Here is a 15,937-nt window from a genome sequence, read left to right as displayed (position 1 = left end):
TCATCATCCTTTATAAATTTTAGGATTAAAAACATCCCGGAGCCAGTCACCAAGCAGGTTAATCACCAGAACCAACAGAACCAACACAACGCCGGGGAATGCTGTAATCCACCATGAACCGGAGAAAATATAATTAAAACCGATACTAATCAGCGAGCCAAGCGATGGTTGGTCAACCGGCAATCCAAGACCGAGGAAAGAAAGTGCCGCTTCAGACATGATCGCATTGGCAACCTGAACCGTTGAAATCACCAAAATCGGGGATAAGCAATTGGGCAGGATGTGACGGAACATGATTCGCAGTGATTTAAATCCCATCACGCGGGCTGCTTCAACATACTCTTTTTTCTTCTCGGCAAGTACAGAAGCACGAATCGTTCTTGCGTATTGTGGCCATTCGGCAATACCGATGATAACAACCAGCATAATCACCGCATATTCACTATAGAACTCACTCCCGAAACTTGCCTTAAAAATTGCCGAAACAATGATTGCAACCATCATGGTTGAAAAAGATAACTGCACATCGGCAAAACGCATCAAAAAGCTATCTATCCGGCCACCGAAATACCCGGATGAAAGGCCGATGATAATGCCGAGAAACAGTTGTAGTGCCACCGCCAAAAAACCGATAGTCAAGGAGAGTCGAGAACCATATAACATCGTCGAGAGAATATCGCGACCCTGATCATCGGTACCAAGTAAGAAACGACTATCCCCGTCGGGCATCCATGCCGGTGGGATTTCCGAATCCATAATATCCAACGACGTCAGATCATAAGGATTAGTCGGGGCAATCACGGGTGCCAACAGAGAAACCACAACAAAAGTGAGAAAAACAGCAAAGCTGAACATCGCGACTTTGTCATGAGAAAAATAGTAGAGAAAATCCGATTTTTTAAAGCGCTCCCAGAGAGACGGGGCAGATACGGCCTCTTTCATCATCATGCTCCTTTTCCGGTGAGGTTTACGGTCGGGTTAATCAATCCATAGAGCAGATCGACAATGGTATTCGTCACCACGAAAATGAGACCGACAAAAATAACATAAGCGGTAATCAATGGTGTATCGACCCGATTGATAGCTTCCAGAAACAGAAAGCCAGTCCCCGGCCATTGAAAAACCGTCTCGGTCAGGATGGTATAAGCGACCATCGTGCCGAGCTGTACCCCACCAACCGTCAATACCGGTAACATGGTATTTTTCAGAGCATGACGATAGTAAATCTTACGTAATGCCAATCCTTTTGCTTTAGCAAACTTAATGTATTCCGAACTCAGAACTTCCAGCATTTCCGAGCGAACCAGACGAATGAACAATGGCAACATTATCGATGCCAGTGAGACACACGGTAGAATCAGGTGTGCTAAACCATCGAGTGTAAAGAAGCCTGACTCCCATCCCAAAACATTGGCTGTGTCACCCCGACCATAAGAAGGCAACCACCCCAATTCAATCGAAAAAATATACATCAACATAATTGCGGTCAGAAAAACAGGAATCGAAATACCGATACTACTACCCGCCATAATCAGCTTGGAAAAAAAACTTTTCGGATGGATCGCTGAATAAACACCAAGAGGAATCGACAGGCAAATAATAATTGCGGCAGCACCAAACACCAACTCCAGTGTTGCGACCAGCTTTTCCAAAATCACATCCAGTGCTGGACGCTTAAAGAAATATGACGTCCCAAGATCACCGTGAGATGCCGCTTTGATAAACCGGACATACTTCACCATAAATGGGTCATTGAGCCCCATTTCATCACGAAGAACCTGTCGCTGTGCTTCTGATACGGACTGACCCACCAGCTCACGCAATGGATCACCTAAATTATCCTGAATGGCAAAAGCGACTAAGCTAATGACAAACATAACGACAAACGCCTGAACCAGACGCTTGAGCAGGAAAGAGAACATATATTGCCCCTTGGCTATCTGTGACCTCGCTACAAGCCAAATGACTTTAACGAGAGTTCAGTCTGAAAAAGGTGCTTATCCGACTGAATGAAATAAGCACCGTAATAACAGGAAAACAAATACAAGCCAGCACTCAATCACAATCAATCGATCAACACAATTTATCGATCAACAAGATATCAAGCTGGCTAAGCAGGTATTGTTACTCTTTAACGACTAGATCACCCAAGTAAGGGTAATTCATCGAGTTCACAACAGGTTTGATATCCACATTGGATTTAGCGCCCCAGGCAAGGTTTTGCCAGTGTAGCGGTACAAATGCGGCATCGTGATACAGTTTCGCTTCAACTTCTTTTAGCATCGTTGAACGCTTGGCTGAATCCGTTTCAACATTGGATGCTTCGACCAGACGATCAACTTCTGGGTTCGAATAATAGCCACAGTTATACTGGCCTTTACCCGTATCAGAATTGCGTGTCATTGTCAGGTATTCAGAAAAGTTGCCTGAATCCTGTGTATCTGAAGCCCAACCAATCATCAGCATATCTGCGGCACATTTATCAAACTCTGGCCAGTATTGTGCTTTTGGCATGGTTTTCAGATCGACTTTGATACCGATTTTAGACAACATTGAAGCAACTGCTTGTGCAATTTTTGCATCATTCACATAACGGTTATTCGGTGCAATCATCGAGATGGTAAAGCCTTTTTCATATCCGGCTTCTTTCATCAGCGCTTTGGCTTTTTTCAGGTCATAACGTGGTTTCAGATCTGGGTCGTGACCCGCATACCCCACCGGGCTCTGTTGTGCTGCGGTGGTCGCAAAACCCTTCATGATTTTTTTCACAATCCCGGTATTATTGACGGCATAAGTCACTGCTTCACGCACACGCTTGTCTTTAAAGGCCGGCTGACTTTTCTCATTCATCTGGAAAGTGATAATCCGTTCACCGGAAATTGTCACCAAATCAATGCCTTTCGCTTCATCAATTCGATCCAGATCATTGGGTGCAACCGGTGCAATCATGTCAACATCGCCGGACAACAGGGCAGCAACACGCGTTGCATCTTCTTTGATTGGGACCCATGTGAGGTGATCAACGTTGCCTTTTGAATCTTTATCCCAGTAATCCTTGAACCGTTCAAACTCAACTTTTACGCCTTGCTCGCGGTAGGTAACAACAAATGGCCCCGTACCCGATTCATGCGTGGAGGCGAAAGAATTACCGTGCTTGATAATTTCTGATTTGTCTTTGCCATCTTTGGTTTTGCCTGAATAGAACTTGCTATCCATCGCGAAAATATAAGTCGCATTTTGCAGAATCAGTGGGTAAGGGCCTTTGGTCACCAGATCAACGGTATAATCATCAACTTTGACGGCTTTATCGATTGAAGCAAAGATCCCTTTATAATCCCCTGACGATTTCAGACGATTGAACGTCCAGATAATATCATCCGCGGAAAAAGGGTTACCGGTGTGGAATTTCACACCATGACGCAAATGGAAGCGCATGGTGGTGTCATTGATGCGTTCCCAACTTGTCGCCAGACGGGGTTCAAACTCTTTAGACTGGGTATAGCGAACAAGGGGATCGAACACCATGTGAGACAATTGTAAGGTCGCTTCAGACAACTGTTCCTGAGGATCCATAGACACCGGATCAGCTGCATAAGCAATTGTAATATCGGCAGCAGCGGCTGAAAAACTCAGTCCAACAGCCATCAATGCTACAGCTAGTTTCGTTTTTATCATTTTCATTGCATAACTCCTTATGCGGGAATTTCATCCCTTCGTGTGTTTGCTTTTGTCTTTTGGGGTTAAGATCAACGCATTGCCGCAATATCTTCTTTCAGCCCTGTAAATTCAGGCATCAGAGAGATTAACTGACGGCTATATTCATGTTGCGGTGCAGAAAACAACGTTTCTGTCGGTGCAACTTCCAGTAATGTTCCCATCTTCATCACGCCAACCCGATCGCACATTTGGCGAATCACCGGTAAATCATGACTGATAAAGAGCATGGTTAAATTCAATTCTGCTTGTAAGTCTTTCAACAAATTCAGGATTTGTGCCTGAACCGAAACATCCAGCGCAGATGTGGGTTCGTCACAAATCAATAATCGGGGCCGCGTCGCCAAAGCCCGCGCGATTGAAATACGTTGGCGTTGTCCACCGGAGAACTCATGCGGATACTTGATACCCGCCATTCGTCCCAAACCAACATGATCCAGCAAGTCATAAACAATCTGACGCGTTTCAGATTCGTTTTTAGTCAAATGATGAAACCGGATCGGCTCAGCGATAATATCAAACACCTTCATGCGAGGATTCATTGAAGTATACGGATTTTGAAAAACCATCTGCATCTGACGACGTAGCGGACGACGCGCTTTTTCTGAAGTGAGAGCGGTGAGATCGATCCCCTCAAAGGTTATTTTCCCAGAGTTTGGTACATACAAACCGGCAATAATGCGTGCAATGGTTGATTTACCTGAACCAGACTCCCCGACCAAACCGAAGGTTTCACCTTCCATCACATCAAAACTCACATGGTTTGAAGCTTGCACATACTCACGCCGACTTTCAAACAAGGAATCTTTGGTCACAAAACGCAGGTTAACATCTTCAACCTTCAATAATGCACCGGAATAGTCACGCTGATCCTGACGTTGCCCAAGCCAGTGATTCTTAATATCCAGCGGTTCCATTTCACTGGCTTCTTCGATGTAACTGACCAGAGGAAAACGATCAAGCTTGATATCCGAACGGGGGACGGCTGAAATCAGGCTCTTGGTATAAGGGTGCTGCGGTGTTCCCAAAACTTGTGCTGTCGGTCCGAATTCAACCAGATCACCACGATACATCACCGCGACCTGATCGGTGACATTCGACACCACCCCCATATCATGGGTGACAAGCATACAGCCGACTTGATTCTGTACACATAACTCCCGAATCAGGCTTAATATTTGATCCTGAATCGAAACATCCAGTGCAGTGGTTGGTTCATCAGCAATAATCAAATCCGGTTCACCTGCCAGTGCAATGGCAATGACGACTCGCTGACGCATGCCTCCGGAAAACTGATGTGGGTATTGTTTCAAGCGGTTCTCAGGTTGAGGAATACCAACTTGCTGCATGAGAGCAAGAGCACGCTGATAGGCTTCTTCATCCGTCACTTTCATGTTGGCATGAATCGTTTCTTTCAATTGCTGCTCAACCGTAAAGAGCGGATTCAATGATGTCATCGGATCCTGAAAAATAAATCCAATTTTCGATCCCCGCACACGTCTCATCTGCTCCGGTGACAGGCCCGAAATCTTTTCACCATTTAAATAAACCTCACCACCGGCAATCACGCCAGGAGGGCTAAGCAGATCAATGACAGCATTACCGACCGTTGATTTCCCCGCCCCGGATTCACCGACGACACCGACGATTTCTCCGCGCTCAATCTGAAAAGAAAGAGATTTCACTGCGGCATGTACTCCGTGGCGTGACGGATATTCGATTTGAAGATTTTTAACTTCTAAAAGAGACATGACAAATTTGACCTCTGACTCGCAGTAAATTCCGAGCCGAAAGAGTTGAATCCTTTCATATCAGCATATTCTGCTGATTACTCACAAAGCTTATCATTGTGCAAAAATTTCAAAAAAAAGCAATAAACATAGTATATAAATTCAGTATAATCGGAAAAACCGCGATAAAAATCGAATAAAAATGCTTTTTTTGTGCATTATTCTTATTTAAAAAAATAAAAAACACGACCTAGAAATGTAATCGTCATCAGTTTGAAATATAAATAAAATTGAAAATACAGAATAAAAAACTAATTAGTTTTATAGATCAATGCAACATAAGTACATATAGAAATGCTAATAAAACATCGGATATAGATAGGAATCATCCAATACAAAACATACATACAATATATTAGACCAAAATAACCACTCACGCTGGCTATTAATACCATCATTGTATTAACTAAATTTTTACATTCGATAACCTGACAACCTAGTCAATTATACTAAACTCCCCATTGCGCATATCCACAATGCTATGAAACTGAATTTATTCAAAAAACTAATAACCGAAAAAACGTACTATTTTCGTGGGTATATGGTGAAAGCAGACAATAAGGTGATGAGCGATACAAAAAGCCCCCGGCACAAAAACCGAGGCTCTGAAAGTGGTCGGTGAAGAGGGATTCGAACCCCAGAAAACCATCCTCTGGTCCACTCATTTTTCAAAGAATGGATGCGCAACCAAACAGCGCTATGTTGATGTTCGTGCTCTGAAGCAGGACTTAGAAACAACCAATACAAAAAAGCCCCGGTATAAAACCGAGGCTTTGAAAGTGGTCGGTGAAGAGGGATTCGAACCCCAGAAAACCATCCTCTGGTCCGCTCATTTTTAAAAGAATGGATGCGCAACCAAACAGCGCTATGTTGACGTTCATGCCCTGAAGCAGGACTTAAGATAACAACCGATACAAAAAAGCCCCGGTATAAAACCGAGGCTTTGAAAGTGGTCGGTGAAGAGGGATTCGAACCCCCGACCCTCTGGTCCCAAACCAGATGCGCTACCAAACTGCGCTATTCACCGAGAATAAATGGGGTGGCTAACGAGACTCGAACTCGCGACAACCGGAATCACAATCCGGGGCTCTACCAACTGAGCTATAGCCACCACTGAAAAGTGGTCGGTGAAGAGGGATTCGAACCCCCGACCCTCTGGTCCCAAACCAGATGCGCTACCAAACTGCGCTATTCACCGATACATTTTATTCTTTGATATTATCTATCACTGCCGACAGCATAGGATATGTGCTCAAGGCAAACAGTCCGTTTGTCTCTCTGAAAAACAACCCAAATGGGGAATCTCAGGAAAATGGGGTGGCTAACGAGACTCGAACTCGCGACAACCGGAATCACAATCCGGGGCTCTACCAACTGAGCTATAGCCACCATACGTCTGTTGCCGATCATTCCTCCGCAAATGGCGCGCCCGAAAGGATTCGAACCTTCGACCTTTGGCTCCGGAGGCCAACGCTCTATCCAGCTGAGCTACGGGCGCATCATGCCCTATCGGCGGAGGGGAATGATACGGATATCACTCATTGTCGTCTAGCTTTTTTTCAACTTTTTTTCTCGTTTGACGCCTTTTTCGTCAGTCGCCCTTAAAAAAGGCATCTCTTCGATAATCAGACAGTTGAGTCTTGCCAGCAAAGCATCGCATTACACCGTGCTTTATCGTTACTTTTCCCATTCAATTCGTCAAGAATCCTTTTTAAACATGGCTCTCAAATTAGCAATATGTGCTTGCCCTTTTTCCATCCGTTCCTGAGGTGAAAGTTCTTTTTTCTTCTGTTCCCAAGTCACGTCATCATAAGGTAATTCATCTAAAAAACGACTGTGGGTCGGGCGAATCAACTCTCCGTACTGACGTCTTTCTTTACAGACGATAAACGTCATCTCTTTCTGGGCCCGGGTAATACCGACATACATCAGTCGCCGCTCTTCTTCGATATTATCTTCATCAATACTGGTTTGATGGGGCAAAATGCCTTCTTCAGCCCCGATCAGATAGACATACGGAAATTCCAGCCCTTTGGACGCATGCAAGGTCATCAGTTGTACCGCATCACTGTCATCGTTTTCTTCTCCACGTTCCATCATGTCACGTAAAGTCAGGCGCTGAACGACCTCTTTGAGCGTCTTTTTCTCCTGATCCGGGTTATTGCCCTCCAAATCCGCGACAATCCATGAATACAGATCAGACACATTTTTCATTCGCATCTCCGCTGCTTTCGGGCTTGACGAGTTTTCATACAGCCAATCTTCATAATGAATATCGCGCACCAGTGATCGCGTGACTTCAACCGTATCTCCCCGCTCGGCCTGATCCGATAACCGCACCAGCCATTGCGTAAAACGCCTTAAATGTTCCAACCCCTTTCCTGTCAGGTGCTGTTCCAGCCCGATTTCAAAACTGGCTTCAAACAGGCTTTTACCACGCATGTTGGCATAACTGCCTAGCTTCTCCAGTGTCACAGGACCAATCTCACGGCGCGGTGTATTAACGATCCGCAGAAAAGCATTGTCATCATCAGGATTCACCAATACCCGTAAATACGCCATGATGTCTTTGATCTCAGCTCGGGCAAAGAAAGACGTCCCCCCTGAAATTTTGTAAGGCACGCGGTTCTGCATCAGGCTTTTCTCAATCAAACGGGATTGATGATTACCGCGGTAGAGAATGGCATAGTCACGATATTCCGTATGATTGATAAATTTGTGGGCAATAATCTCACCCGTGACACGTTCTGCTTCATGCTCATCATTATTGGCCATGATGACTTTCAGTTGTTCACCATCCGGCAGTTCAGAAAAGAGCTTCTTCTCATAGACGTGCGCATTGTTCGCAATCAAAATATTAGCTGAATGCAAAATCCGATTGGTCGAACGATAATTCTGCTCCAGCTTAATGAGTCGTAAGTTGGGATAATCTTCTCCCAATAACACCAGATTCTGAGGTTTGGCCCCCCGCCATGAATAGATCGACTGGTCGTCATCACCTACAACCGTAAACCGACCACGCTCTCCCACCAGCAGCTTAACCAACTCATACTGACTGGTATTGGTATCCTGATACTCATCCACCAGCAGGTAACGTATTCTCGACTGCCAATGCTGGCGGACTTGTTCATTGTTCTTCAGTAACCCGACGGGCATCAGAATCAAGTCATCAAAATCCAGTGCATTATAGGCTTTCATCTGGTTCTGATAGCGTTCATAACAAAAAGCAAATAATTGCTCCTGTTCACCTCTGGCACTCGCCTTCGCCTGATCGGGTGAGAACATATCATTCTTCCAGTTGGAGATAGTACTGAGCAACTGACGCAATAAATCTTTATCCCCATCGATCTGTTTTTCCGTCAAGGCTTTGAGAAGCGCCAATTGGTCCTGATCATCAAACAAAGAAAAACCAGCCTTAAGACCGAGTGCTTTATATTCCCGACGAATGATATTCAAACCAAGTGTATGGAAGGTTGAAACCATCAGGCCACGGGATTCTTTTTTCCCCAATGTTTGTGCGACCCGCTCTTTCATTTCTCTGGCAGCTTTATTGGTAAACGTCACTGCAGCAATATTGCGAGCTTTATAGCCACACTGTTGAACTAAATAGGCCACTTTATTGGTAATGACTCTGGTCTTACCTGATCCGGCACCGGCAAGTACCAAACAGGGACCTGATATATATTTGACGGCTTCATCTTGTCTTGGATTTAACTTCATCCGTTATCTCATCTGCTCTGAACTTGATGACTGTTTATGAGGATATTCACTGGTCCTCATGATAATGCTCGACTGATAAATTTACCACTCGGGTAAATATGCGAGTTTTTACATAATTTACTGCACAAGTGTGTTGCATATATGGCTACTCTGTAAGCTATAATGGCAACCTAATTCATGCTTCAATACCAAAAAGTTAGCAATCAAGCGAACCACTTATTCTGATAGCGGATTTATTTTTATCAGAAGCATCTTGTTGCACAAACTGGGGAAACAAACTCGTTGAGGCTAGTTCATCATTAAACTTGGAGTTTAACATCGAATGAAAAAGCGGACATTATTATGGACACTCTCGATGCTACTGATTGTTATTGTGCTGTTAGGTAGTGTTATCGGAGTCAACTTGTTCAAGCAAAAAGCGATGAATGACTATTTTGCGAACATGCCCGAACCCTCATTTCCGATTACAGTTTCTCAGATTAAAGTACAAGATTGGACACCGGTTATTGAAGCTATCGGTTTTATCGAACCAAAGCAGGGGGTTACACTCACCTCTGAAACCAGTGGTGTCATTAAAGATATCGCATTCGAGTCAGGCGCTTTCGTCGAAAAAGGACAGATGCTGATGAGTCTCGATTCGGCTGTTGAAAAAGCGAACTTAAAAAGTGCGCAGGCTCGTTTACCTGCGGCGAAAGCAAAATATGAGCGCTACAGAGGCCTGTATGCAAAAGGGTCTTTATCTCAAGAATCTTTCGATGAAGCTGAAGCCGCTTATTTCTCTCTGTCTGCCGATATCGAAAGTTTGAAAGCGACTATCGCCCGACGTGAAATCACGGCCCCCTTCTCCGGTTCGGTGGGTATTCGCAATATTTATGTCGGCCAATATATGAATGTCGGCTCCAGTATCGTCCGTCTGGAAGATACGTCCGTGATGCGTCTGCATTTCACAATACCACAGACCGACCTGTCTAAGATTTCAGTTGGTCAGACAGTCAACATCACTGTCGATGCTTATCCGGATGACTCATTCAAAGGGACGATTAAAGCTATCGAGCCTGCGGTCAGTGCACAGAGTGGCTTGGTTCAGGTGGAAGCCAATATTCCAAATAGCGATGGCAAGCTACGCAGCGGGATGTTCGCCAAAGCAAATATCCTACTACCGGTCCAAAAAGATCAAGTGATTATTCCTCAGGTGGCAATTGCTTACACGCTTTATGGTGACAGTGTTTACGTTGTGACCGAGAAAGATGGTGAAAAGCGTGTCAAACAACATGTTATTGAGGTGGGAGAACGCAAAAAAGATGTAGCTCACATATTAAGTGGTGTGAAAGACGGAGATACGATTGTCACTTCCGGTCAAGTCCGCTTAAGTAATGGGGCGAAAGTTCATGTGGTGGAAAGTGATACGCTGACACCATCATCTGAAGTTCCCATGCTTTAACCGGAGGTTGCATGCGCTTTACTGATATTTTCATCAAACGTCCGGTTCTCGCCATATCACTGAGCCTCTTGATTGCCTTGCTTGGATTACAAGCTGTATTCAAACTGCAAATCCGAGAGTATCCAGAGATGACGAACACCGTGATCACTGTGACGACTGGCTACTATGGTGCCAGCTCGGATTTGATTCAGGGATTCATCACTCAACCCTTAGAGCAAGCCATTGCTCAAGCCGATAATATCGACTACATGACCTCTTCATCCTCAATGGGTGGTTCAACAATTACGGTCAAAATGAAGCTCAATACCGATCCGAATGCGGCATTGGCAGATATCTTGGCAAAAACCAACTCGGTACGCTCACAGCTGCCAAAAGAAGCCGAAGACCCAAGCGTAACAATGTCAACCGGCTCAACAACTGCGGTACTCTATATTGGCTTTTCCAGTGATGAGCTCAATTCCAGCCAAATCAACGATTATCTCGAGCGTGTGGTCAATCCACAGTTATTCTCGGTCAGTGGCGTATCGAAAGTTGATCTCTATGGCGGGATCAAATATGGCCTGCGTATTTGGTTAGACCCGAATAAGATGGCTGCACTGAAGTTGTCAGCTTCACAAGTCATGAGTGTTCTGAGCGCCAATAACTATCAATCAGCGACAGGGCAATCGACAGGGGAATTTGTTCTCTATAATGGGGATGCGGATACACAGGTTTCCACGACAACAGAGTTAAAACGGTTGGTCATCAAGTCGGATGAGGGACAAATCATTCGTTTGGGAGACATTGCTAAAGTCTCGCTGGCAAAGAGTCATGATACCTATCGGGCAACTGCCAACGGAAAAGAAGCCATTGTTGCCGCGATCAATGCTGCCCCCAGTGCTAACCCGATCGATATTGCACGAGATGTCAGAGCTATCATGCCGCGCATCGACAAGAATATGCCGAGCAATATCAAGATGACGATGCTCTATGACTCGACCGAAGCCATCAACGAGTCGATTGACGAGGTGATCAAAACCATCGGAGAAGCCGTTTTAATCGTATTGGTGGTGATTACTCTGTTCCTTGGCTCTTTCCGTGCGGTCATGATTCCGATTATCACGATTCCACTATCTCTGATTGGGGTTTCTCTGGTCATGCAAGCTTTCGGGTTTTCCTGGAACTTAATGACACTGCTTGCCATGGTACTTGCCATCGGTTTGGTGGTTGATGATGCGATCGTTGTTCTTGAAAACGTTGACCGTCACATCAAACTGGGTGAAACGCCGTTCCGGGCTGCAATTATCGGAACCCGAGAAATTGCACTGCCGGTTATAGCAATGACACTGACATTGGCAGCGGTATATGCACCGATTGCACTGACACAAGGGATAACGGGCTCACTATTTAAAGAGTTTGCCTTATCTCTGGCAGGATCGGTGATCGTTTCCGGGATTATCGCCCTGACACTCTCACCGATGATGTGTTCAAAAATGCTTGTCGCACACAGTTCCCCTAGCGGATTTGAAAGTAAGGTTCACTCTGTATTGGATCGAATCACTAACCGCTACGAGAAGATGCTGGCTGCGGTCATGCTGCACCGCACCGTTGTGATTGCTTTTGCATTAATCATTCTTGCCAGCCTCCCGGTTCTCTTTAAATTTATTCCGTCCGAGCTGGCACCGGCTGAAGATAAAGGGGTGGTGATGTTTATTGCCAATGGTCAGTCAAATGCCAACCTCGATTACATGCAGAAAACCATGGAGCACGTCAATGACATTCTGATGGCTCAACCCGAAGTTGACTTAAATTTGGAATTCACTGGTGTACCCACATCAAACCAGTCGCTCGGTTTCTCCGTCATGGTGCCTTGGAGTCAACGTGAAGCAAGTCAGGCTGAGATACAGAAACGACTCCAAGGGCTGCTGAAAGAAGTACCGAGTATGTCCGTGTCAGCCTTCGAGATGCCAGAACTCCCGGGGGCAGGTTCAGGTCTACCGGTTCAGTTAGTGCTGAAAACCCCCAACAGCTTTGAAAACCTATTTACTTTGGCTTCGGACATTCTGGGCAAAGTTCAACATAGTCCTTTGTTTGTCTACTCAACACTGGATCTGAACTTCGATTCTGCAACGATGAAGATCAGCATTGATAAAGACAAAGCAGGTGCTTATGGCGTAACGATGCAGGATATTGGTACGACACTGGCAACGCTGATGGCTGACGGGTATGTCAATCGCGTTGACCTCTACGGACGCTCGTATGAAGTGATTCCGCAAGTTGAACGTAAGTACCGGCTCAATCCAGAATCGATGAACAATTACTATGTCCTCGCCGCCAATGGTGATGCAATTCCCTTACGCAGTCTGATTAAGATTGATGTGGTTTCAGAACCTCGGGCATTGCCTCACTTTAACCAGTTGAATTCAGCAACGATCAGTGCAGTACCAACCCCCGGAGTCACGATGGGAAGTGCTCTCGAATGGTTGAATCATGAAGTTGATAAGACACTACCGATCGGATACACCCGTGACTATATGGGGGAATCTCGTCAGTTCATTACCGAAGGGAGCGCGCTCTATACAACCTTTGCTCTCGCTTTGGCAATCATCTTCTTGGTTTTGGCGATTCAGTTTGAATCTGTCAGAGATCCAATCGTCATCATGGTCTCTGTACCACTTGCAATCTGTGGGGCTTTGGTTGCCTTGGCATGGGGCGGGTTCTTTGGTTTCACGTCTCTCAATATCTATTCTCAGGTCGGATTGATTACCTTGATTGGCTTGATAACCAAGCACGGCATCTTGATTTGTGAGGTTGCCAAAGAGGTACAGTTGAAATTCAATAAAGATCGGATTGAAGCTGTGATGGAGGCTGCTAAGATTCGTCTGCGCCCAATCCTGATGACAACAGCCGCAATGATTGCCGGTCTGATTCCGTTAATGTCTGCCACCGGAGCCGGTGCCAAACAACGTTTCAGTATTGGTATTGTGATTGTTGCCGGGCTTGCAATCGGAACATTGTTTACCCTGTTTGTTCTCCCGGTCATCTATAGTTACTTGGCAGAGAAACATAAACCACTGCCGGTTTTTGTAGAAAACGATGAAGAAAAGCAATCAACCGATGAAACACCAAACCATACGGCTTCATAGGCACTTCGCAGGGTGTGTTTGATATCCAGATAAGTAAAAGGCCACACGTTGTGGCCTTTTTTGTCCACTTTGATAACGACTTTCTTACCTGAATTACATAGAATAACAGCAGTAGAAGAGGAGTTTTACCCTATATGTTTGATCCCAAAAAACTAGAGCAAGTCGCAAAACAAATTCATGATGCCATGCCTCAACCGGTCAAAGACCTTGGCGCTGATGTTGAACAAAAAGTTCGTCAGGTTATTCAGGGACAATTGAATAAGCTGGATGTTGTTAGTCGTGAAGAATTTGATGTTCAGACACAAGTATTACTTCGTACCCGTGAAAAGCTGACTCAGCTGGAAACAAAAGTTACTGAGTTGGAAGATAAGTTGTCCAAACAAGATCAGTAACCTCTGAGCACGGAGAACAACTTACCATATCCTGCAAGTTGTCATGACAGACCGTCTCATCATATTCAAAAAGCAAAAGGCCTGAATCATTCAATTCAGGCCTTTTTATTATCTCATCAGTGTAGCGAGAATCACGCCACCCCAAGGGTGACGGCTATATCACTCACTTAACCACCAACAGCAATGCGCTTCATGTCTTTCATATAGCCACGCAATTCTTCACCAATGTACTCGACCGGATGATTGCGAATCATGCTGTTCACATCGATCAGATAAGCATTATCAACCTGATTCGAGGTTTCGCCTAAACCTTTACCAATCACGTCCGTGCTCACTGAAGGCATGAATTTTTCACGCAGTAGCGGTGTCGCAACATTAGCAAACAGGTAGTTTCCGTATTCAGCTGTATCAGAGATAACAACATTCATTTCATACAAGCGTTTACGAGCGATAGTATTGGCAATCAGTGGTAGCTCATGCAGAGATTCGTAATAAGCTGACTCATCAATGATTCCGGAAGCCGTCATTGCTTCAAATGCCAATTCAACACCGGCACGAACCATCGCGATCATCAGGATACCGTGGTCGAAATACTCTTGTTCAGTGATTTTCACATCGGATTCAGGGTAGTTTTCAAACGCCGTTTCACCCGTTTCTTTACGCCAGTTCAATAGATTGGCGTCATCATTTGCCCAGTCAGCCATCATTGTGCTAGAAAATTCGCCGACAATGATATCGTCCATGTGTTTGTTATACAGAGGACGCAGCAAGTCTTTCAATTCTTCAGACAGTTCAAATGCTTTAACTTTAGCAGGGTTCGACAGACGATCCATCATATGTGTAATACCACCGAATTTCAGTGCTTCAGTGATCGTTTCCCAACCATATTGCAGCAGTTTTCCTGCATAACCGGCATCGATGCCTTCCGCAATCATTTTTTCGTAGCATACGATAGAACCAGCCTGCAACATACCGCACAGAATCGTTTGCTCACCCATCAAATCTGATTTAACTTCGGCAACAAAAGAAGACTCGAGACAACCCGCACGGTGTCCGCCGGTTGCAGCGGCCCATGCTTTCGCGATTTCCAGGCCATCTCCTTGTGGATCATTTTCCGGGTGAACCGCAATCAGGGTCGGCACACCGAAACCACGCTTATACTCTTCACGAACTTCAGTCCCCGGACACTTCGGTGCAACCATCACAACAGTCAAATCTTTACGGATTTGCATCCCTTCTTCAACAATGTTGAATCCATGAGAATAACCCAGTGCTGCGCCTTCTTTCATCAGAGGCATGATGGTTTCAACAACATTGGTATGCTGTTTATCAGGCGTCAGGTTAACCACCAGATCAGCTTGAGGAATCAGTTGCTCATAGCTACCTACTTCAAAACCATTGTCTTTTGCATTCTTATAAGACTGACGTTGCTCATCGATAGCCGCCTGACGCAGTGCATACGCAACATCCAGACCAGAATCACGCATGTTCAGACCTTGGTTTAAACCTTGTGCACCACAACCAACGATCACAACTTTCTTACCTTTGAGGTAATCTGCTTCAGTGGCAAATTCTTCACGGTCCATAAAACGGCAACGGCCAAGTTGGTCCAGTTGCTGACGTAAGTTCAATGTATTGAAATAGTTAGCCATGTAGGGGCTCCTTCGTTATTGATTCATCATGTCGGTAGCAAACACCGAATATCCCACATATTAAATCAGACATTCTGTTGCCGAAAGTGATATATTCACAACC

The 15,937-nt window shown here is 45.1% G+C and carries 9 protein-coding genes and 5 tRNA genes; 3 read left to right on the top strand and 11 right to left on the bottom strand.

From position 1 onward, the window contains the following. Positions 1 to 3 precede the first annotated feature (3 nt). The 10 genes from BSQ33_RS09255 to rep all read right to left on the bottom strand — a co-directional run bounded on the left by BSQ33_RS09255 (position 4) and on the right by rep (position 9,224). A complete protein-coding gene (locus BSQ33_RS09255) occupies positions 4 to 942 on the bottom strand; it encodes an ABC transporter permease (protein WP_088133904.1) in 939 nt (312 codons plus the stop codon). A 2-nt stretch (positions 943 to 944) separates the two neighbouring features. After that, positions 945 to 1,922, bottom strand: a complete 978-nt coding sequence (locus tag BSQ33_RS09250; RefSeq protein ID WP_088133903.1) for an ABC transporter permease — start codon at positions 1,920 to 1,922, stop codon at positions 945 to 947. A gap of 202 nt (positions 1,923 to 2,124) precedes the next feature. Continuing rightward, on the bottom strand, positions 2,125 to 3,681 hold the full coding sequence (locus BSQ33_RS09245) for an ABC transporter substrate-binding protein (protein ID WP_088133902.1): 1,557 nt from the start codon (positions 3,679 to 3,681) through the stop codon (positions 2,125 to 2,127). Positions 3,682 to 3,746: 65 nt separating this feature from the next. Continuing rightward, positions 3,747 to 5,465 (bottom strand): dipeptide ABC transporter ATP-binding protein, encoded by a 1,719-nt coding sequence (locus tag BSQ33_RS09240; protein WP_088133901.1) that lies wholly within the window; start codon positions 5,463 to 5,465, stop codon positions 3,747 to 3,749. A 989-nt stretch (positions 5,466 to 6,454) separates the two neighbouring features. Continuing rightward, positions 6,455 to 6,531: transfer RNA gene (locus BSQ33_RS09230), tRNA-Pro, on the bottom strand. Between the two features lie 8 nt (positions 6,532 to 6,539). Further along, positions 6,540 to 6,615, bottom strand: a tRNA-His gene (locus BSQ33_RS09225). 10 nt (positions 6,616 to 6,625) lie between these two features. Beyond that, positions 6,626 to 6,702 (bottom strand) — tRNA-Pro (locus BSQ33_RS09220). Between the two features lie 115 nt (positions 6,703 to 6,817). After that, a tRNA-His gene (locus tag BSQ33_RS09215) sits at positions 6,818 to 6,893 on the bottom strand. A gap of 32 nt (positions 6,894 to 6,925) precedes the next feature. Further along, positions 6,926 to 7,002: transfer RNA gene (locus BSQ33_RS09210), tRNA-Arg, on the bottom strand. A gap of 200 nt (positions 7,003 to 7,202) precedes the next feature. Continuing rightward, positions 7,203 to 9,224 (bottom strand): DNA helicase Rep, encoded by a 2,022-nt coding sequence (rep, locus tag BSQ33_RS09205; protein ID WP_088133899.1) that lies wholly within the window; start codon positions 9,222 to 9,224, stop codon positions 7,203 to 7,205. 322 nt (positions 9,225 to 9,546) lie between these two features. Here rep and BSQ33_RS09200 point away from each other — a divergent pair, with 322 nt between their 5' ends. The 3 genes from BSQ33_RS09200 to ubiK all read left to right on the top strand — a co-directional run bounded on the left by BSQ33_RS09200 (position 9,547) and on the right by ubiK (position 14,182). Beyond that, the gene (locus BSQ33_RS09200) at positions 9,547 to 10,665 is read left to right on the top strand and encodes an efflux RND transporter periplasmic adaptor subunit (protein WP_088133898.1); all 1,119 of its coding nucleotides are present in this window, start codon (positions 9,547 to 9,549) and stop codon (positions 10,663 to 10,665) included. A gap of 11 nt (positions 10,666 to 10,676) precedes the next feature. Beyond that, on the top strand, positions 10,677 to 13,790 hold the full coding sequence (locus tag BSQ33_RS09195) for a multidrug efflux RND transporter permease subunit (RefSeq protein ID WP_088133897.1): 3,114 nt from the start codon (positions 10,677 to 10,679) through the stop codon (positions 13,788 to 13,790). A gap of 134 nt (positions 13,791 to 13,924) precedes the next feature. Further along, positions 13,925 to 14,182 carry a ubiquinone biosynthesis accessory factor UbiK gene (gene ubiK, locus BSQ33_RS09190; protein ID WP_074372357.1) on the top strand — a complete coding sequence of 86 codons (258 nt, stop codon included), beginning with the start codon at positions 13,925 to 13,927 and terminating at the stop codon, positions 14,180 to 14,182. Positions 14,183 to 14,349: 167 nt separating this feature from the next. On the opposite strand, the gene ilvC is transcribed toward ubiK, so the two are convergent. Beyond that, the gene (gene ilvC, locus BSQ33_RS09185) at positions 14,350 to 15,834 is read right to left on the bottom strand and encodes a ketol-acid reductoisomerase (protein ID WP_088133896.1); all 1,485 of its coding nucleotides are present in this window, start codon (positions 15,832 to 15,834) and stop codon (positions 14,350 to 14,352) included. Positions 15,835 to 15,937 lie beyond the last annotated feature (103 nt).

Source organism: Vibrio gazogenes (assembly GCF_002196515.1).
Classification (GTDB): Bacteria; Pseudomonadota; Gammaproteobacteria; order Enterobacterales; family Vibrionaceae; genus Vibrio; species Vibrio gazogenes_A.
The sequence above is the reverse complement of the archived record's forward strand: the minus strand, read 5'-3'. Positions and strand labels throughout refer to the sequence as shown.